The 17,466-nt window shown below is 55.2% G+C and carries 17 protein-coding genes; 7 read left to right on the top strand and 10 right to left on the bottom strand.

Annotated features, from left to right (window positions below):
• Positions 1-5 precede the first annotated feature (5 nt).
• Positions 6-449 (bottom strand): Npun_F0494 family protein, encoded by a 444-nt coding sequence (locus SynRS9902_RS10280; protein ID WP_115081936.1) that lies wholly within the window; start codon positions 447-449, stop codon positions 6-8.
• Here SynRS9902_RS10280 and SynRS9902_RS10275 point away from each other — a divergent pair.
• Positions 448-1,014, top strand: coding sequence for a nucleoside triphosphate pyrophosphatase (locus tag SynRS9902_RS10275; protein ID WP_255446110.1), 567 nt, complete (start codon positions 448-450; stop codon positions 1,012-1,014). The genes SynRS9902_RS10280 and SynRS9902_RS10275 overlap by 2 nt on opposite strands.
• Here the strand turns inward: SynRS9902_RS10275 and SynRS9902_RS10270 are convergent.
• Positions 1,011-1,562, bottom strand: a complete 552-nt coding sequence (locus SynRS9902_RS10270) for a DUF4079 domain-containing protein (RefSeq protein ID WP_370586299.1) — start codon at positions 1,560-1,562, stop codon at positions 1,011-1,013. The two genes, SynRS9902_RS10275 and SynRS9902_RS10270, sit on opposite strands and share 4 nt — an antisense overlap.
• Before the next feature lie 916 nt (positions 1,563-2,478).
• On the opposite strand from SynRS9902_RS10270, the gene SynRS9902_RS10265 reads away from it, so the two are divergent.
• Positions 2,479-6,459 (top strand): hypothetical protein, encoded by a 3,981-nt coding sequence (locus tag SynRS9902_RS10265; RefSeq protein WP_186509049.1) that lies wholly within the window; start codon positions 2,479-2,481, stop codon positions 6,457-6,459.
• 295 nt (positions 6,460-6,754) lie between these two features.
• Here the strand turns inward: SynRS9902_RS10265 and rpsD are convergent, their stop codons facing one another.
• Positions 6,755-7,363, bottom strand: coding sequence for a 30S ribosomal protein S4 (gene rpsD / locus SynRS9902_RS10260; RefSeq protein WP_011363781.1), 609 nt, complete (start codon positions 7,361-7,363; stop codon positions 6,755-6,757).
• A 76-nt stretch (positions 7,364-7,439) separates the two neighbouring features.
• Between rpsD and yidD the strand changes: the two genes are divergently transcribed.
• The 3 genes from yidD to SynRS9902_RS10245 are packed head-to-tail and all read left to right on the top strand — an operon-like array spanning position 7,440 to position 9,531.
• Positions 7,440-7,718: a membrane protein insertion efficiency factor YidD gene (gene yidD / locus SynRS9902_RS10255; protein WP_186509048.1), complete on the top strand. Its 279-nt coding sequence runs from the start codon at positions 7,440-7,442 to the stop codon at positions 7,716-7,718.
• On the top strand, positions 7,718-7,990 hold the full coding sequence (locus SynRS9902_RS10250; protein ID WP_186509047.1) for a glutaredoxin family protein: 273 nt from the start codon (positions 7,718-7,720) through the stop codon (positions 7,988-7,990). The genes yidD and SynRS9902_RS10250 overlap by 1 nt, the downstream gene beginning before the upstream one ends.
• 35 nt (positions 7,991-8,025) lie before the next feature.
• Positions 8,026-9,531 carry a UDP-N-acetylmuramoyl-L-alanyl-D-glutamate--2,6-diaminopimelate ligase gene (locus tag SynRS9902_RS10245; RefSeq protein WP_186509046.1) on the top strand — a complete coding sequence of 502 codons (1,506 nt, stop codon included), beginning with the start codon at positions 8,026-8,028 and terminating at the stop codon, positions 9,529-9,531.
• Positions 9,532-9,564: 33 nt separating this feature from the next.
• Here SynRS9902_RS10245 and SynRS9902_RS10240 read toward each other — a convergent pair whose 3' ends face one another.
• From SynRS9902_RS10240 to SynRS9902_RS10225, 4 genes are all read right to left on the bottom strand, one after another.
• Positions 9,565-10,731 carry an aminotransferase class V-fold PLP-dependent enzyme gene (locus SynRS9902_RS10240; RefSeq protein WP_186510615.1) on the bottom strand — a complete coding sequence of 389 codons (1,167 nt, stop codon included), beginning with the start codon at positions 10,729-10,731 and terminating at the stop codon, positions 9,565-9,567.
• Positions 10,732-10,803: 72 nt separating this feature from the next.
• Entirely contained in the window at positions 10,804-11,061 is a 258-nt protein-coding gene (locus SynRS9902_RS10235; protein ID WP_186509045.1) for a hypothetical protein, read from the bottom strand.
• A 313-nt stretch (positions 11,062-11,374) separates the two neighbouring features.
• Positions 11,375-11,608, bottom strand: coding sequence for a hypothetical protein (locus SynRS9902_RS10230; RefSeq protein ID WP_186509044.1), 234 nt, complete (start codon positions 11,606-11,608; stop codon positions 11,375-11,377).
• Between the two features lie 83 nt (positions 11,609-11,691).
• Positions 11,692-12,414 carry a GAF domain-containing protein gene (locus SynRS9902_RS10225; RefSeq protein ID WP_186509043.1) on the bottom strand — a complete coding sequence of 241 codons (723 nt, stop codon included), beginning with the start codon at positions 12,412-12,414 and terminating at the stop codon, positions 11,692-11,694.
• 186 nt (positions 12,415-12,600) lie between these two features.
• Here SynRS9902_RS10225 and SynRS9902_RS10220 point away from each other — a divergent pair, with 186 nt between their 5' ends.
• The gene (locus SynRS9902_RS10220) at positions 12,601-13,287 is read left to right on the top strand and encodes a DUF4079 domain-containing protein (protein ID WP_186509042.1); all 687 of its coding nucleotides are present in this window, start codon (positions 12,601-12,603) and stop codon (positions 13,285-13,287) included.
• A gap of 27 nt (positions 13,288-13,314) precedes the next feature.
• On the opposite strand, the gene SynRS9902_RS10215 is transcribed toward SynRS9902_RS10220, so the two are convergent.
• From SynRS9902_RS10215 to SynRS9902_RS10205, 3 genes are read right to left on the bottom strand one after another with little or no spacing between them, the layout of a single operon-like run.
• Positions 13,315-15,297 carry a glycosyltransferase gene (locus tag SynRS9902_RS10215; protein WP_186509041.1) on the bottom strand — a complete coding sequence of 661 codons (1,983 nt, stop codon included), beginning with the start codon at positions 15,295-15,297 and terminating at the stop codon, positions 13,315-13,317.
• A 47-nt stretch (positions 15,298-15,344) separates the two neighbouring features.
• The gene (locus SynRS9902_RS10210; protein ID WP_255446280.1) at positions 15,345-15,578 is read right to left on the bottom strand and encodes a gamma-glutamylcyclotransferase family protein; all 234 of its coding nucleotides are present in this window, start codon (positions 15,576-15,578) and stop codon (positions 15,345-15,347) included.
• Between the two features lie 53 nt (positions 15,579-15,631).
• Positions 15,632-15,877: a NifU family protein gene (locus tag SynRS9902_RS10205; RefSeq protein WP_011128549.1), complete on the bottom strand. Its 246-nt coding sequence runs from the start codon at positions 15,875-15,877 to the stop codon at positions 15,632-15,634.
• 80 nt (positions 15,878-15,957) lie between these two features.
• Here SynRS9902_RS10205 and SynRS9902_RS10200 point away from each other — a divergent pair, with 80 nt between their 5' ends.
• Positions 15,958-17,466: a malate:quinone oxidoreductase gene (locus SynRS9902_RS10200; RefSeq protein WP_186510613.1), complete on the top strand. Its 1,509-nt coding sequence runs from the start codon at positions 15,958-15,960 to the stop codon at positions 17,464-17,466.

The raw sequence follows: 17,466 nt of genomic DNA, 5'->3' as shown, positions 1-17,466 counted from the left end.
GCCGGTCACAGCGGCCAGTGCCGACGCAGGCTGTGACGCAGACGCTCCAGCACCGGAATCGAACGCTGCAGCAGTGCGGGGTCGTCATCGAGCAGTTGGCGACCTAGGGGGGTGAGCCTGAAGCGGCTGGTCAGCCCCTGTCCATCCACTTCCCGGCGCAGCACGCCCACGCTGATCAGCCAACGCAGGTCGTCTTCGAGGGCTTCGCTGTTGCGGAACCAGCGTGTCTTGCGGCCGTAGCGGCTGGGTTCGTTCCAGAGGTCACCAGCATCCAATCCTTGCTGCTGAAGATCCCGGTAGAGGGCTTCAGAGAAGGGCAGGCATCCCATGGCCCGGCAAGCCCGGTCACGGCTGCGTCGATCCAGCAGGTCGGTGGGGTGAGCGATGGCGAAGCCTTCCGTCCCTGGCAGCCTACGGAGCGTTGTTCTGCGGTGTGTTCCCGTGCTCATGCTTGCTTCCGCCTCGCCAGCACGTCGCCGTTTGCTGGAGCAAGCGGGAATCCCGCATCAGGTGCGCGTCAGCGGTGTGGATGAAGACCAGATCCAGCATGCGGAGCCTGCAGAGCTGGTGAAATTGCTGGCTCAGGCCAAGGCCAAAGCTGTCGTCCAGACGCTTGATCCGGTGGGCGATGCCGAGATCACGGCTGTGGTGGGCTGTGATTCGGTCCTCAGTTTTGAAGGGCAGGTGTTCGGCAAGCCCTCAGGGCCAGCGGAGGCAATCGAGCGTTGGCAGCGGATGGCTGGCGACTGCGGATCTCTGCTGACGGGCCATTGCCTGATCCGTCGCGGGCAATCTGAACTGTTGGCCTGCGTGGAAACGGTGGTGCGCTTTGCCGCGCTCAGCCAGGCCGAGATCGAGGCCTATGTGGCCAGTGGAGAACCGCTGCAATGCGCTGGTGGGTTTGCCCTTGAGGGCCGCGGCGGCCTCTGCATCGATGGCTTGGATGGCTGTTACTCCAACGTGATCGGCCTGAGCCTTCCCTGGTTGCGTCAGCAGCTTTCGCTTTTGGCCTAATGCAGCAGCAGATTTCGCGTTCCCGAAATCGTCTGCATCGCCAGCAGCAAAGCCACCAGCAGATTGCTGCTGATGTGAATGCGCCTGGCCTGCACGGAATGACCAATCAAGGGCTGCAGCGCCGTTGAGCTCAGCAACAGGGCGGTGAGCACCATCCCCATCCAGAAATGGGACTGCCAGAACAGGGGGCTCCAGGGAACATCGCTGAACCGCTCCACGGCCGGATGCAGCCCCAGCAGAAGCAAGCCGCCCGCACTGGCGACACCCCAGAGAAAGCGCTGCCAGACCAGCCGGGTTCCCAACAGCCGTCCGAAGCTGAAGATCACAGCGCTGCCGGTGACGATTAGACCCAGGGGATGACTGCTCCAGAGGCTGTGGCCAAGACCGATCAGCACCGCTACCAGCACTCCCCCGGTCACCCAAGCCCCATGCTGCGCATGCTCCACCGGCACCGTTTCAGCGATCGGGTTGATTCTCAAACGCTTTTCCCTTGCGAGGATTCCCAGCCGGATCGTGGCGCCCACCACTGGGTAGACGAACAGGATCATCAGTACGGGGTGGATCAATCCAAGCCAGTCGTGGTTTGTTAGCGCTTGATGTGCCAGGGGATCAGACTAAAAACTCTATTTTGAGTTTAAAATGTATTCTAATAGCATCTGAAGTTTGCATACTAATATTTCGCGGGTTGCGGCGGTTTTGTTAGTAATTTTTAATTAAAGTCGGCTGATTGAGTAAAAGTAATACGATCGAAGCGCCTTTAAGCCAATTAATGCTAAGCATTTTTTTGTGTGCTTCAAGAACTACGCCGTCTGCTGACAAGGTATGGGCGTAATTGTATAGATGTGTCGGGATTTTAATTTTTCCTTGTGAGAGATTTTGTGGAAATTGAAAACCACTTGAGGAATTTTGCAAAATTGTTTGCAATCTTTTGATGTTGCTTAAGGAGCCAGGCTTAAGCGGCTTTTTATATATTTTTAGTAATTATTGTTCATTCGCCAGAATTATTGTTTGGCTTGAATATGATACACATTGGCGGCACATTCCGCGTTTCAACTGATAAATTTACGATGAGGATATCTTTATTTTTAGATAAAATTTGATCGCGTATCAAAGAAATTACTTCATAGTCGTTTGCGAACAAATCCTCTACTTAACATTAAGAAGAAACGTCTTTATGTAATCATACTAATGATGAGAACGCGTTCATGCTCTGGATTGCAAATCTTCGGCAGGTTTATTAAGAAAACTTGAAATGTTTTCCAGCGTCGTGCCGACGTGGTGAGCCGAATAAGTTCTTATGGATACGCAATTCGGTCTGTGTGATGTAGCGCAGCGTACACATTTGAATCTATTTGCGTGATTCTGTATCGCGAGATACTGTTTTGGAGGAATTGTTCTTGAATCCAATTTCGAATCAGCGTCTACACCTTCTGCTAAATTAAATACAGTATTCTTCTGTAGGAAATGGCGAAGCCAGTACTAAGTACCTCTGCTACGCCTAGCTTTATCGCCGTTTCCGAGGGTTCAGGTTCTCCCGCTGGGGCTGTAGGAACGTTAGTCTCCCAATTAATAGATTCAGGTGGGGTTTTCGATAATTACTCAGATACTGATGGTGATTCCCCTGCGATCGCAATTGTTGGTAAGAATTTAAACGGTGGAACCTTATACTATTCAATTGACAATGGTGTCAATTGGCAGGAAGTTAGTGAAGTATCTGAAAACTCAGCTACTGTTCTTTACGCTGATTCCACTACGAGATTATATTATAGTCCGGCTACAGACTTCGCTGGCTCTATAACTGATGTTATTACGTTCCGTGCTTGGGATCGTACCGGTACCGCTGTTAACGGTCAATCTACTGTTGATCTACGTCAAGGCCCTGTTTCGGGAAGTTTCCTTGATGGATTAGATGACACCAGTCAACATCCCAACAACTACGCCATAGCTATTTCCCAAGATTCAAAAATTGCATATAGTTTAAATCATGGTCAGTTAAAAATTGTAGATATAACTGATCCAAGTGATTTAAAACTTCTCGCCTTAAAGACAGGAATAGGTGGCAATCGTATTGCATTGTCGGCTAACGGCAACTACATACACACCGGCAGGCATATAGTTGACGTTAGTTTAATCAATCCGTGGGATGGTATTTCAACTCTTCCTTACAATGAGTCTAATGTCACGATCGTAAGCGACTTAGAGGCTTCCATACCAAATACCTCTCGTAAGTCTCATCATAAACAAAACAATGATATCGTCCTTCGTACAGTTGACGGAAAGAATTACGCATATGTCCTTGATTATTATACTGGACTGGTAATATTCGACGTATCTGATGTCAATAATCCTATTTTCAAAGGTGCCCATTCAATCCGCCACCAATCCGAACTTGATGTTTCTGCTGACGGACGTACTGCATACATAGTTGGAGGAGCGGTACATCAACCTGGAAAGATTACTATAGTTGATGTAAGTGATTTGTCTTCCACGTACATAGAGGATAATCCGAGTGAAGTGCCTTATGGCATCAAAGAGCTCTTCAGCTCAACTACTGTTACCAAAGAAATTTCAAATACTGGTGGTGCATTCGCAATCACACTATCAGTTGATGAAAATTTTGCTTTTGTGGGTACTGATCGTAATGGTGGTGGTCTGTATATTGTTGATCTTCTAACTTCGAATTCTGTCTTTTTAAACACTACGGGTGGCGCTGTAAGAGAAATCACTCTGTCTGCGGATGGTAACACCGCATATGTATCAGCAGACTGGGGCGGCGTTGATATTGTTGATGTTACCAATAAGAATAATCCTCAAGTCATTAAAAATGTCAAAAATGCCAATAAATATAATAAAGCTAACGCCATTACCCCTGACGAAAATACACTTTTAATAGGTCATCATGGAGCAACCTTAGAGTCTTTTGATATCGGGAAGAGTTCACTACTTTCTGATGATTCTGATACTGTCTCAATCACTGTTTCCAACATTAATGATGCTCCAACAGGGTCAGTCACCATCAGTGGAACGTCAACACAAGGCGAAGTATTAACAGCAGCAAATAGTCTCGCTGACGTTGATGGTTTGGGGGCCATTTCGTACCAGTGGAATCGTGACGGAACAGTAATAGGTGGCGCAACTGCTTCCACCTATGCCTTGATGCAGGCGGATGTTGATTCTGCTATAACGGTCACGGCCAGTTACACCGATGGCCAAGGAACAGCTGAAAGTGTGACGTCGAGTGCAACGTCTGCAGTTGCCAATGTCAATGACGCTCCAACAGGAACACTCACCATTAGTGGTACTCCACTATTCAACCAAACACTTACTGCTGATACTTCCTCTATTGGTGATCCAGATGGTCTTGGCAGTTTCACTTATCAGTGGAAAGCTGACGGTGTCAACATAGTAGGCGCAACAAATGCTGAATATCAGTTAAGTTCTGAAAACGTAAGCAACTTCCAGTCAATAACCGTATCTGCCTCTTACAACGATCAAGGAGGTGCGTTTGAGTCACTAACATCTAATGCGATCATCGCTGGTCATGTTGATCTTGATCTTAATGGCATACTTGATGGATCCAATTGGAAAGAATACAGAATATTTGACATAGCGAAGAATAATCCCTACATCACAGACCAAAAGGATCGAAGATATTCGGTTTTAGGCCAAACATGGCGTTCTTCAAGTGTAAATCGTGCAGTTATACACTCATCTCGTTATCATGTTTTGCACCTTGGAGCAGGTAGGCGTTCAGGAAAATATTCTGTTTCTACGCACAAAAAATCTGGAGAGTTTGAATCTAAGACCAAATTTATTAATGGCCACCGCATGATGGTTGCTGGCTATGAATCCACCTTTAATCAGGATTTTAATGGCGATGGTTTGGTTGGCCTTCCGTCATATAGTGATAGTAACTCCGATGGATTTGTTGACGATCCTAAATGGAAATATTTCAAAATCTACGACTCATCCCGGTCCCACCCTTTTATCACTGATAGCAAAGGCCGAAATTACTTATTAAGTCCTAAAGCTTGGAGATCTTCTACGCCAAGTATGGTTGAAAAAGTTAATGGAAAGTATATGGTTTTGCACTCAGGAACGGGCCGACTTTCTGGGAAATATCGAGTTTCTACTCATGATCATTCAGGAGCATTTGTAAGTTCAACTAAATTTCGGAATGGTCAAAATTTGATGGAGAATGGCTTCGAATCCATTTTTGATAAAGATCTCAATGGTGATCTGTTTATTGGAATGCCATCTCTATCCGATTCCAACGGAGATGGTTTAGTCGATGATACGGCTTGGAAATCATATAGAGTTTTCGATAACTCCAAATCTCATCCGTATGTCAGAGATTCTAGGGGCCGCAAATTTAGCATTTTTGGGCAAGGGCAATCATGGCGAAATTCATTCGTGCAAAAGGTTGTCTCTTCCCAAGTCTCGCAGCAATTTAATGAGGACTTCTCTTCTGGTCAAGCGGGAAATCTTTGGAAATCTATAACTGGCAGCCAGGGAGTAAACAGTAAATTTGGAGGCCGTTCAAATTCCTTATTTTTTGGGCTTGTTGGAGGTTCTTCTACCCAAAGACAAGCTACAACAATCGATATTAATGCCTTTGTTGGTGGCACGGTTTCATTTGAATTTATTAACGGTAACTCTAAGAATGGTGGTGAACAAGTTGATCCAGGTGAGGAAGTTGTTTTTGAGTACAGCACAAATGGAGGCAGTTTCAAAAGAATTAAACGATTTACCAGGAATAAAAATTATAGTTGGACATTGCACTCTGAAAATATGCCCAATGATGTGAATCAAACTACTTCATTTAGGTGGCGTCAGCTTAACCACAGCGGCTCACCTTTTGATCATTGGGCTATTGACAATATTTCAATAACTTCCAACCAAAGCCTGCGACACGTACTTGTCAAAGGTGTTAATCGTCTAGATGGTCGCTATAAGGTTTTAAGAAATAGTCTGTCGGGTGATTTTGTTGGTCAGACCAAGTGGCTCAATAGCGATCGAATGATGGAGCAAGGTTATGAGACTTTATTCGGTATTGACTTTAATGGTGATGGAATTACAGGACTTCCGTTAATTGAAGACCTTAATGCTGATGGTTTGGTTGATGATATTAGATGGAAATACTATAGGATCTTCGACTCGACTGCCTCCGATCCATTTATCAAGGATCAAAGAGGGCGATTGTATTCGGTAAGTCCTGAATCGTGGCGTACTTTTAAGCCAGAAAGAGCGAAGAAAATTGGGTCTGATTATCATGTTTTGCAGAAAGGTTTTGATCGCGACGACGGTCGTTTCTTTGTTTCAAAGCATGATTACTCAGGAAATTATATCGATCGCTCAAGTATTACGCGTGCACAAGGATTAACAGATGCTGGATATGAAAGTATTTTTGGTGTCGATTTCAATGGAGACGGAAATGTAGCATGATTGCTTACATATATGCTTTCTGTTAATATTCTTTTTGCTAAATTTATTTCATAGAATAGCGCTTTGCTCTTTGGTGAGCGGTTTTGTGTATAGCTTTTGTTTATTCTTGTGTTCGTTAAAGGAAAGCCTCACGCGCCCGTAAACTGGTAGAAGCCTCTTTGAATTTGATCTGAAAAGTTCTTTGAAGGCTAATTGATGCTCCTAAATTTTACTATTTGAAGGCTTGTGTTCCTAGAAACTCTACGGTTTTGGAAGGAGGGCGCAAATCTTGTGCCCTCCTCGTTTGGATCTAAACTTACACTTTTCTGGAGTAGTACTCCACCACCAGCAGTTCGTTGATCTCCAGGGCAACCCACTCGCGTTCGCAACGGGCGGTGACCTTGGCGCTCAGCTTGGACTTGTCCAGCTCGAGGTGGCTCGGCACGTTGGCCAGACCGGGGAACTCGAGGTTGGCTTCAGCCAGCTTCTTGCTGCACTTTCGCTCGCGGATGGCGATCACATCGCCGGGCTTGCACTGGTAGCTGGCGATGTCGGTCACACGACCGTTCACGGTCACGTGGCCGTGGTTCACCAGCTGACGGGCGCCGGGCACGGTGGGACCGAAGCCGAGGCGGAAACAAACATTGTCGAGACGGTTCTCGAGCAGTTTGAGCAAGTTGGTTCCGGTGGAACCTTCCTGGGCGCGCGCTTTCTTCACGTAGCGCACGAGCTGACGCTCGGAGACGCCGTAGTTGAAGCGAAGCTTCTGCTTCTCTTCGAGACGGATCGCGTATTCAGAGCGCTTGCGACGGGCTTGGCCGTGCTGACCGGGGGGATAGGACCGTTTGGCGGCCTTCCGGGTGAGACCGGGGAGGTCTCCCAAGCGCCGCGTGATCCTCAGGCGAGGGCCGCGGTAACGAGACATAGGTGGGAAGGTGTGTGTTGAGATCGTGCGGTTGTTGGGCATGCTGGAACCGAAACAGCTCCAGACATCTGCCGCGATGCACGAATCTGCCACTGTATCTGGCGGCCCGATGGCCAAGCTGCGACAGGCGTTGAACCGAGCTCTGGCGGCTGTTCTCCTGGCAGGGATTGGGTTTTATCGGCGCTTCATCTCCCCGATGATCGGGCCTCGTTGCCGCTTCACGCCCACCTGCAGCGCCTATGGCCTGGAGGCCATCCAGAGGCATGGACCGTGGAAAGGGGGCTGGCTCACCGTGAAACGGCTGCTGCGCTGTCATCCCTTCACTCCCTGCGGCTGTGACCCGGTGCCCGATTGATGAAGCAGCTCACCCTCTACAGCCGTACCGGTTGCTGCCTCTGCGAAGGCCTGGAATCCCGCTTGCGCGAGCTCGATCTCCTGGGGCTCTCGGTCGAGCTGACGGTGATCGATATCGATGCGTCCGGCACCCCCCAGGAGCTGAAGGCGCGCTACGACCTCGAGGTGCCTGTGCTCGCGCTCGATGGGTCTGAGCTTCCCCGGGTTTCCCCGCGGCTCACGGGTGAGGGACTGTTGAATTGGTTGCAACGCTGTCTGTCCACGGCGCTCTGAACGGCTTAAAACTCCCCCAAGCACAGGGGAGTGGGATGACGCAGGTGTTGCATGCCCTGTTGAGTGATGCAGGCATCGCAGTGCCGCCGGGGCTGGTGAACCCTGGGTTGGAGGCCATCACCACCGATTCCCGTCGCGTCGGCCCTGGAACTTTGTTTCTCGGTCTCCCGGGCGAACGGGTGGATGGAGGCAGCTTCTGGGCCCAAGCCCTTGAGGCCGGAGCTGCCGCTGCCGTGATTGGAGCTGAAGCCGCTGCTGCGCAACCTCCAGCTGCTGATGATCCCGTGGTGGTGATCCAGGAGCCGGTGGCGCGTCGGATCGGTGAGATCGCCGCGGCGTACTGGGATCACCCCTGCAGGCGCATGGCCCTGATTGGTGTGACCGGCACCAATGGCAAAACCACCACCACCCATTTGATCGAGCATCTGGCCGCTTCAGCAGGCCAATCGGTGGGCTTGTTCGGCACGTTGGTGAACCGCTGGCCGGGCCACAGCATCACGGCTACCCACACCACGGCTTTTGCCGACCTCCTGCAGGGGCAACTTGCCGAAGCCGCATCCGCCGGCTGTGGCCTTGCTGCGATGGAGGTGAGTTCCCATGCCCTGGCGCAGCAGCGGGTGGCGGGCTGTCGCTTCGCGGGCGCGGTGTTCACCAACCTCACGCAGGACCACCTCGACTACCACGCCTCGATGGAGGACTACTTCGAGGCCAAGGCGTCGCTGTTTGCGGATCCTCTGCTGCTTGCCGATGGCGTGCGATCGGTGGTCAACAGCGATGACCCTTGGGGGGCGCGCTTGGCCGAACGGCTCGGGGCTGCCTGTTGGCGCAGCTCTCTTGAAGATCCATCGGCGGAGTTGCACATGAGCGACCTGCAGATGACGGCTGCTGGGGTGGAGGGTCGCTTGATCAGTCCTGTGGGCGAGGGTCGTTTCCGTTCGCCCTTGTTGGGTCGCTTCAACCTGATGAACCTGCTGCAGGCGGTGGGGGTGCTGCTTCAGCAGCAGTTGCCCTTGTCAGTGCTGCTGGAGGTCATCGGCCGTTTCGGCGGCGTGCCCGGCCGGATGGAGCGGGTGATCCTGAACGGAGTGTATGCAGCGAATTTGCCACCGGTGCTGGTGGATTACGCCCACACTCCCGATGGCCTGGACAACGCGCTTTCTGCAGCGCGTCCGTTCTGCACCGGGCGGCTGATCTGTGTGTTCGGTTGCGGTGGTGATCGGGATCGGGGCAAGCGTCCGCAGATGGCGGCGATTGCAGCACGCCTGGCTGACCGCGTGGTGGTCACCTCCGACAACCCCCGAACCGAGGATCCTCAGCAGATCCTGGATGACGTGGTGGCCGGGATTCCGGCCGGTAGCGATCTGCTGGTGGAGGGTGATCGAGCCCAGGCGATTGCTTCAGCCATTTCAGAAGCTGAGCCGAACGATCTGGTGCTGGTGGCCGGTAAGGGACACGAGGACTACCAGATTCTCGGCACCGAAAAGGTGCATTTCGACGATCGCGAGGAAGCGGAACGCGCTTTGCGCTTGAGGTTGTCTTGAACCAAGTGCTCTATCGCGATTGATCTGAGCCAATCAAAGGGCGCTAATCGCGGCCACCAGGGCGTTGATGTCGTCTTCTGTGGTGGTGATGTGGGTGCAGGCCCTCAAGCAACTGGGGTCCGCCAGATCGCGAATCCACAGCCCCTGGGCACCCAACAGCTTCACATGCTCTACAGGGGGCACATTGCCCGTGATCTGAAAGCTCACCAGTCCGCTAGCGGGTGCCACGTCCAGCAGTGGTGTGACGCCCTCTAACTTTTGAAGTGCCTGCCAGAGGCTGTCGCTGAGTGTTCGGATTCGCTCCCAGCGTTGTTGGGCAGAGCCCTGTTGTTCCAGCAGTTTCAGTGAGCTGCGCAGGCCGGCCATCAGGGGCACGCAGCTGGTGGCCACTTCAAAGCGGCGGCTGTCGTGGTGAAACAGATCAGTGCTGCTCAGATCGGCTTTGCTTTCATCACGCAGGCTGCGCCAGCCGATCACGGTTGGAGCGGCTTCGGCCAGTACGCGCTCTGAAAGTGCCACGCCCCCCAATCCTTCGGGCCCGCAGGCCCATTTGTGCCCGGTGAAGGCGTAGATGTCTGCTGCAGAAGCTGCCTCTTCAACGGGGATCTGTCCGAAGCTTTGGGCTGCATCCACCAACAGAAAAGGTTGTTGGGGGTGCTGAAGGAGTTGCTTGGAGACAGCGGCAATCGGCATCACCTGCCCTGTGTTCCAGAGCAGATGGCTCAGAACCACCAGACGGGTGCGGGGGTTGAGGGTTTGGTCAATCGCCTCGACCACGGCGCTGTCGCACTGGTTCTGATCACCACGCAGATGCTTCACCGGCAGCACGTCGATGGCGAGGTTTTGGCGCCGTGCCAGTTCAACGCAGGCACTCACCACGCCGGGATGCTCGCAGTCGCCGATCAGCAGCCGATCCCCTTCAGCAAAGGGCAGTCCCCAGAGCGGCAACACGCAGCCGCTGGTGACGTTCTCGGTGAGGGCAAGCCGATGGGGCGGAACGCCGCAGCACTGGGCCAGAAGGCGTCGGGTGCTGTTGACCTCGGTGGCGATGTATGGCCAAACGTCTGCAGTGAATGGCCCCAGCTCTTGGATGCGTGCCCAGCTTGCTGTGATCGCCTGCAGGGATGGAGCGGGCAAAGGCCCTTGGCCGCCATAGTTGAAGTAGGTCTTGTTCTGCAGGGCAGGGCAAAGGTCGCGCATGGTCACGGCACTGGCGTGAGCCGAAGGATCGTTGCCACCACGTTGGCAGTGCCATCGGGTCGCAGCCAGGCGTTAGACGGTGAGCCTGCTGCGGGATCGCTTAAGCGCCGGGTCAAAGCGTTGGACGCCGGCATGGCCTTCCCCGGCAACGGCCAACCCTTCGAAGGCACCTGAGCTGACGCTGTGCCCGATCAGAACGTTCTGCTGGCCTGGATGTGCTGTGGCGCGGCACAGCGTCACGTCGCCGACCTGGCTGGCCTGAGGGCGACGCCGATTCAGCAACGGGGAACGGTTGAGCACATGCTTCGGCAAGTCACCGAACCCTGCCATAACGCCTCAGTTCAGCCTTGCGTCAGGCCCACTTTTTTCTGAACTGTTTTGCCGCTGTGCGTTCCATCTGCCAACCCGACCAACGTCGCCATTCGATCTCAGCTGCCGTCAGACATTGATCGGCGAGTGATTCATTTTGATTGCTCGGGAGGGCAAATCGGATGGGGCAAGCAGGGCCAGCGTTCATCTCGGTCACCCAACGTCTAACTACCTTCGCTTTCAGGCTGAATCCGTGGTGGTGGTGTTTGCTACCGAACCCAATAGATCAGTATTTCAACTCAGTTTGTGGTCAAATCTGCCGAATTGGACGACTTCAGCTGGCCTTGAGGTAAATCTTGCGACCATTGGCATCAAGTTTGTAGCGCCCCCCCCGTGGCCCGATGTGAATCACAGCGGTGCTTGATGCATTGATCGGGGTTGGTTGCTCCAGAAGTTCGGGCTCATCCTCGGCGGGTGCTGGAACCTCAGGTGTTTGTGTCCTTAGGTGTGGTGCGGCCTTGAAGATATTCAGCCCGAGCTTGCGATACAGAAAATCTGCAATACGCATGACGCATGACTGGAACTAACTTTTATTTTCCGGCGATGTCAAGTCTGAGATTGCGCTGATCCAAGCGCCCAGTTCCAATTGCCTCACTGCTGGTTGTTCGACGACTCCGCTCGACTGCTTTGCACGTCGGGAAAGTGCTCGTTCATGCAGTCCGGACATATGCCATGGCTGAAATTCAGCGTGCTGTGCTGCATCAGGAATCGTTCGATCGGCTTCCAGAACCCCTCGCTGTCGCGTATCGATTTGCAGTAGCTGCAGGTGGTGATTAAGCCTTGGGCATGATGCATCTGACAGAACTCATCCATCAGGGCCAGGGATCGGCGTCTGAGTTCCAAAAGTGTGGTGGCTTGTTCCGCCAGGCCTTCCATCACCTTGTACTGCGAATTCGTGAGTGATTTGGGAATGCGATCAATCACGCAAAGCGTTCCAATGCGGTGGTTGATGTCTGTTTTTAGGGGGAAGCCTGCGTAGAGCCGAATGTGGGGTTCTTCCTGAACTAGGGGGTTGTCGCGGAATTTCTCGTGAAACAGCGCGTCCTCCACCACCAGAGGCTTGGAATCGAGAATCGTGTGGGCGCAAAAGGAAATATCCCTGTCGGTTTCGCTGGCTTCAAGGCCCACCTTCGATTTGAACCATTGCCGCTTTTCATCCACCAGAGAGATCAGGGCAATCGGTGACTGGCAGATCTCTGATGCCATCCGAGTGATGTTGTCAAAGGCTTTCTCCGGCTTTGTTCCCAGAATCCGATATTCACTGAGGGACCTCAGCCGGGCTGCTTCATTGATTGGCTTGGGCGCTGCCTGCATTGGCTTGCCTCGCTAGGCATGCCAATGTTCTAATGCATGAATTTTTTATTTTCTGTAAATGTGCAGTGCGAAAAATTTCGCTTTATTGATTTTAATTTTCTGGATTAATTAAATTTGCGCACCCTCTTGTTGTGTGATCAAGTTTGCTGTCCATCCTTGAGCTTGCAAGAGCATGGACACTGGCTTTTGACCATCACTGATTGGCTCTGGATTCTTCATCCCGCCCTGGCGGTTGTGCTGATTTATCCCCTCATTGGGATGGTGGTGCGTCTTGCTTGGCAGACCCGTCAGAGGCGCGTCGCCAAGGTGAAGCATTCACCGGTGGTGGGCCGCGATCACAGTGATCTGGGCCGTTGGCTCGCGGCTGGTGTGGTTCTCCTGGTGCTGATCGCTTTATCTGTGGTCATCGCCACCAAGACGCCACCAGCTGATTTCTCTGGCGGCGCTGGTCGTGCCTTACAGCTGAGCATTGTGCTGCTGGGAACAGGGGCGAGTCTGGTTGCGCTCTGGCGAAGTAAGGCTGCCGCCTTACGCCTCAGTTTCAGTTTGATCACCTGGATTGGCGTGCTCACCCTTGGAGCCCAGCCGGAGGTGTGGCGACTGTCGGATGATCCCCTCTCGCCTGCGTTCTGGCAGTCCCATTACTGGGCTGGTGTTGCAGTCACGGGGCTGATGCTGTTTTCCCTGGCGGCCCGGTCTGAGATCTTGCGGGACCTTCGCCTGCGCCGACTGCATGTCACGGCTTCGGTGTTGGCGGGGTTGCTCTTCGTGATGCAGGGCATCACTGGCACGCGGGATTTGCTGGAGATTCCTTTGAGTTGGCAAAAACCAGCGGTCTACGCCTGCGACTTTGCTCTTCATCGTTGTCCTTAAGCCCTCCTTAGGGGGGTTGCCCCGAGATCAGGAGCGTCGGGGTACAAGAGAACGGTCGAACGGCTGAGGAGCTGAGCCGCCGCAGAGCAACCGTTTCAGCAGCACCAGCAGTCCGAATACTTCCCGTCGGGGCCTCCGTTCCGGCCATACCCCATCGCTGCAGAACAACCAGCGGATCAGGCTGTGTTGTTGCTGTTGGCTGAGGTCTCCCCAGCTCAAGGCCGCCTGCCGCTCTTGGATCTGCAGCATCACAACCGGTAGAGGCGGGACGGAGGCTGTCCACTGCAGTTGGCTGCTGTGCATCAGCGGTGGAACCTCGGTGCTGAAGGCCAACTCCACACCGCTTTCACTGATGGCGGTGATCCGACAGGGATGGCAATGGCCCTCGGAATCAACCACCTGTGCTGTGTGATCAAGGCTCAGCCAGGGGGAGGGATCGCTCTGGGGTGGATTCCAGCAGGCGCGAAGAGCGATGAGGGTTCCCAACAGATTCAGCCCAGCCCACACCAGCCCCAGCTGAAGCGGCCCGACTCCGTTCCGGCCTCCAAGCATGAGCTGCTGCACGAGTCCCTGCAGATTCGCCAGGTTGAACAGGCTGAGCACGATCAGGGGAAGCGTCAGAAACCATGACCAGCCGCCCCGGGATCGCTGGCGATGCTTGGGGGTCACCCGGAATCCAATGGAGGAACCGAGGACATTGCAGATCAGGCTCACCACCAGCGGAACGGTGAGCACCCAGCTGGTCAGTTCGGTCAGCAGGGCTGAGCGGCTGTTGCGGTTCAGCCAGCCGATGCTGAGCAGCACCGTTCCCCACAGCGGCAGCATCAATTCAATGATGGCTCGCTGATCCAGCAGGATTGGTGCGACACCAAGCAGCCCGTAGCTCAGCGGCATCAGCATCAGCACCAACCTCGGCAGGTTGTTGAGCCAATGGATGACGCCCTCCAGGTAGGCCAGCCTCTGGCCGGGGCTTAGGCCATGAGCCCTTAGTGGGCCATGGGTTAGTGCCAGGCTTTGCAGGGTGCCGTTGGCCCAGCGTTGCCGCTGCCGTACGAAGTCCTCCATGGACTCGGCGGTCAGCCCAGCACTGAGCTTCTGCTGGAGGTACAGCAGCTTCCATCCCTGCGCACGCAGGGCAATGCCGGTGACGTAGTCCTCCGACAAGGCACCCTCGACGAAGCCACCGATCCCATCCAGGGCGCGCCGCCGCACCACGAAGGCGGTGCCGGCACAGACCACGGCGCCCCAGCCGTCCCGTACCGGTTCGATCCAGCGATAGAAGCTCTCCTCATCCGGCAGCAGCCACGACTCCATCCGCAGGTTGCGCATCACCGGATCGGCATTGATGAACGACTGCGGCGTCTGCAGCAGGGCCACATCGGGGTCCAGCAGAAAGCCGATGCTCTGTTCCAGGAACCGCTGCTGAGGGATGAAGTCTGCATCGAACACCGCCACCAGCTCGCCATCACAGCGGCTCAGCCCGGCGTTGAGGTTGCCAGCCTTGGCGTGCAGTCGTTCGGGACGATGCAAGTAGCGACAGCCCAGTTGTTCGGCCAGCCGCTTCACCTCCTCACGGCCAGAGTCATCCAGCACCAAAACGCTGGTGCGGGGATAGCTCTGCTGTGTGCAGCCCAGAAGCGAGCGTTGCAGCACCGCCAGCGGCTCGCCGTAGGTGGGTACAAGGATGTCCACATGGGGCCTCCACTCCGAGGCCTGCCAGTCCCGATGAAGTTGTTGGACGTCCCGACGTCGATCCGGGAAGCGGCGCCAGGCCAGCCACAGCGGCAGCAGACCGGTGATCAAAAGCCAGCCTTCCGCCAGCAGCAACAGACCGCTGAGGCTGGTGGAAACAGAACTATCGAGATTGAGGCTGGCGGTGCAGCGCCAATACCAATAACGAAGGCTCAGGCCGCTGATCAACAGGATCAGGCTGCGTCGGGCCCATAGCGGATACTCCGCTTCCGGCCGCTGGATCAGCGCCAACGGCCAGAGCAGCAGCAGCAGGCTCACTCCACAGCCAGGCGTTGATTTCTTCGCAACGCTAAGGGGCGTTGTTCCTACGCCGCTTCGTAGAGCCACGCGCTGCGGCCATCCCGAAGGGTCACGCTGGTGCGTTGATACACCTCAGGCACCTCTTCCCAATCATCCAAATCAGGCCAGCAAGGCTCGGTAACCCAGTACACCTCTCCTGAGACAGCCCCATTGCCCCGCTTCAGCATCGGATAACCCCGGTGCTCGATCTCGATGAAGCCATCGACGATGCCGTCGCGGTCGCGTTCGCTGCCTTTCAGCAGGTGATGGGCACTGCCGTTGCTTTTGAGTGATCCGTAAACGAAGAGGCGCTTCAGAGCACCTGCACCACTTCACTCACTTCGGGGATCGACTCGCGCATCTTGCGCTCGATGCCCATCTTCAAGGTCATCGTGCTGCTGGGACAGCTGCCGCAGGCTCCCTGAAGGCGCACCTTCACGATCGGGCCGTCCAGTTCCACCACTTCAACGTTGCCGCCGTCGGCCATCAGGAAGGGGCGCAGCTCATCCAGCACCTTCTCCACGTTCTCAAGCGTGAGGGCCATGGTTTCAGTGCTCATCGGGATGAACCAGACATCAAGACCCCAAGGTTACGGAGTGGCCCCATAGGGTGACGAGAGCGGTTAACCCTCCAGCTCCGGTGCAGCATGACGGTTCGTTCAACCCAGAGGCCCGCTACGACGCTGTGCTGGTGGGCGCCGGAATCATGAGCGCCACCCTGGCGGCGCTGCTGCATGAACTGGACCCGCAGCTGCGAATTCTTCTGGTGGAGCGCCTTGAAGCGCCTGCTTTGGAGAGCAGCGCAGCGGTGAACAATGCCGGCACCGGCCACGCCGCCAACTGCGAGCTGAACTACACCCCGATGCAGGCGGATGGCACCGTCGCGACGGCCAAAGCTGTGGTTATCAATGCCTCGTTTGAACGCAGCCTTGAGTTCTGGAGCTCGCTGCAGGAGCGGGGCGACCTCGACACCAGCAGCTTCCTTCACCAGGCGGCTCACATCAGCGCCGTGTGGACACCGGAGAACATTGCCTTCCTGCGTCAGCGCTTCAGCCAGCTGAAGGATCTACCGGCCTTTGCGCGGATGCGCTGGAGCGAAGACCAGAGCGAGCTCACCGAATGGATGCCCCTGGTGATGGCAGGCCGCGATCTCAAGCAGCCGGTGGCGGCCACCCGGATTGATCGGGGAACCGACGTGGATTTCGGAACCCTCACCCGGGCCTATCTGATGCCGTTGCAGCAGAGCGGAGCGCTCAGCGTGGAGTACGGCACCCAGGTGCAAGACCTCAAACGTCTGCGCCGCAGCGACATGACTGAGGCCGACTGGCGCGTTGTGCTTAAAGGGCCCTCGGGCAAAAAAGAAGTGCGGGCCCCCTTTGTTTTCCTTGGTGCCGGGGGTGGGGCCCTGCCGCTGCTGCAACGTTCCGGGATTCCGGAGGCGGCTGATTTCGCTGGGTTTCCGGTGAGTGGCCTTTGGCTCGTCTGCGGTGATGCCGAGCTGGCCGATTGTCAGCAGGCCAAGGTCTATGGCAAGGCGGCGGTGGGTGCCCCACCGATGTCGGTGCCCCACCTCGACACCCGCTGGATTGATGGCAAGCGTTCGCTGTTGTTCGGTCCTTTCGCGGGCTTTAGCAGCAAGTTCCTCAAGCAGGGTTCCCTGCTGGATCTGCCCGCGTCCGTGCGGGCCACCAATTTGCTACCGATGCTGCAGGTGGGGGCCACCAACTTCGAGCTAGTGCAGTACCTGATCAATCAGCTGCGCCAGAGCCCGGCGGAGCGGCATGAGGCCCTGCAGCAGTTTATGCCCACGGCCCGCGCCGAAGACTGGACCCTCTCGGTGGCTGGCCAGCGGGTGCAGATCATCAAACGCAGCAAGCAGGGCGGACGGCTGCAGCTGGGAACGGAGGTGGTGGCCTCCGGCGATGGCTCCCTGGCGGCGCTGCTGGGGGCCTCCCCAGGAGCAAGCACGGCGGTGACGATTATGTTGGAGGTGCTGCAGCGCTGCTTCAAGCAACGCCTCAACAGCGATGCCTGGCAGCAGCGCCTGCAAGTGCTCCTGCCCAGCATCAATGAAGATCCCCAGCAGGATCCGCAGGTGTTGAACCGGATGCGGGAGCGCAGCGATGCCTTGCTGGGGCTCACCCCCTGA

Source organism: Synechococcus sp. RS9902, from assembly GCF_014279635.1.
In the GTDB taxonomy this organism is placed as follows: Bacteria; Cyanobacteriota; Cyanobacteriia; order PCC-6307; family Cyanobiaceae; genus Parasynechococcus.
Note: the sequence above shows the minus strand (reverse complement) of the source record. Positions and strands in the feature narration are given on the sequence as shown.

Bases quoted from the DNA above. Each gene is read 5' to 3' on its own strand.
- SynRS9902_RS10275 (WP_255446110.1), top strand. From the start codon at position 448: ATGCTTGCTTCCGCCTCGCCAGCACGTCGCCGTTTGCTGGAGCAAGCG.
- SynRS9902_RS10280 (WP_115081936.1), bottom strand. From the start codon at position 449: ATGAGCACGGGAACACACCGCAGAACAACGCTCCGTAGGCTGCCAGGG.
- SynRS9902_RS10270 (WP_370586299.1), bottom strand. From the start codon at position 1,562: ATGATCCTGTTCGTCTACCCAGTGGTGGGCGCCACGATCCGGCTGGGA.
- SynRS9902_RS10265 (WP_186509049.1), top strand. From the start codon at position 2,479: ATGGCGAAGCCAGTACTAAGTACCTCTGCTACGCCTAGCTTTATCGCC.
- rpsD (WP_011363781.1), bottom strand. From the start codon at position 7,363: ATGTCTCGTTACCGCGGCCCTCGCCTGAGGATCACGCGGCGCTTGGGA.
- yidD (WP_186509048.1), top strand. From the start codon at position 7,440: ATGCACGAATCTGCCACTGTATCTGGCGGCCCGATGGCCAAGCTGCGA.
- SynRS9902_RS10250 (WP_186509047.1), top strand. From the start codon at position 7,718: ATGAAGCAGCTCACCCTCTACAGCCGTACCGGTTGCTGCCTCTGCGAA.
- SynRS9902_RS10245 (WP_186509046.1), top strand. From the start codon at position 8,026: ATGACGCAGGTGTTGCATGCCCTGTTGAGTGATGCAGGCATCGCAGTG.
- SynRS9902_RS10240 (WP_186510615.1), bottom strand. From the start codon at position 10,731: ATGCGCGACCTTTGCCCTGCCCTGCAGAACAAGACCTACTTCAACTAT.
- SynRS9902_RS10235 (WP_186509045.1), bottom strand. From the start codon at position 11,061: ATGGCAGGGTTCGGTGACTTGCCGAAGCATGTGCTCAACCGTTCCCCG.
- SynRS9902_RS10230 (WP_186509044.1), bottom strand. From the start codon at position 11,608: ATGCGTATTGCAGATTTTCTGTATCGCAAGCTCGGGCTGAATATCTTC.
- SynRS9902_RS10225 (WP_186509043.1), bottom strand. From the start codon at position 12,414: ATGCAGGCAGCGCCCAAGCCAATCAATGAAGCAGCCCGGCTGAGGTCC.
- SynRS9902_RS10205 (WP_011128549.1), bottom strand. From the start codon at position 15,877: ATGAGCACTGAAACCATGGCCCTCACGCTTGAGAACGTGGAGAAGGTG.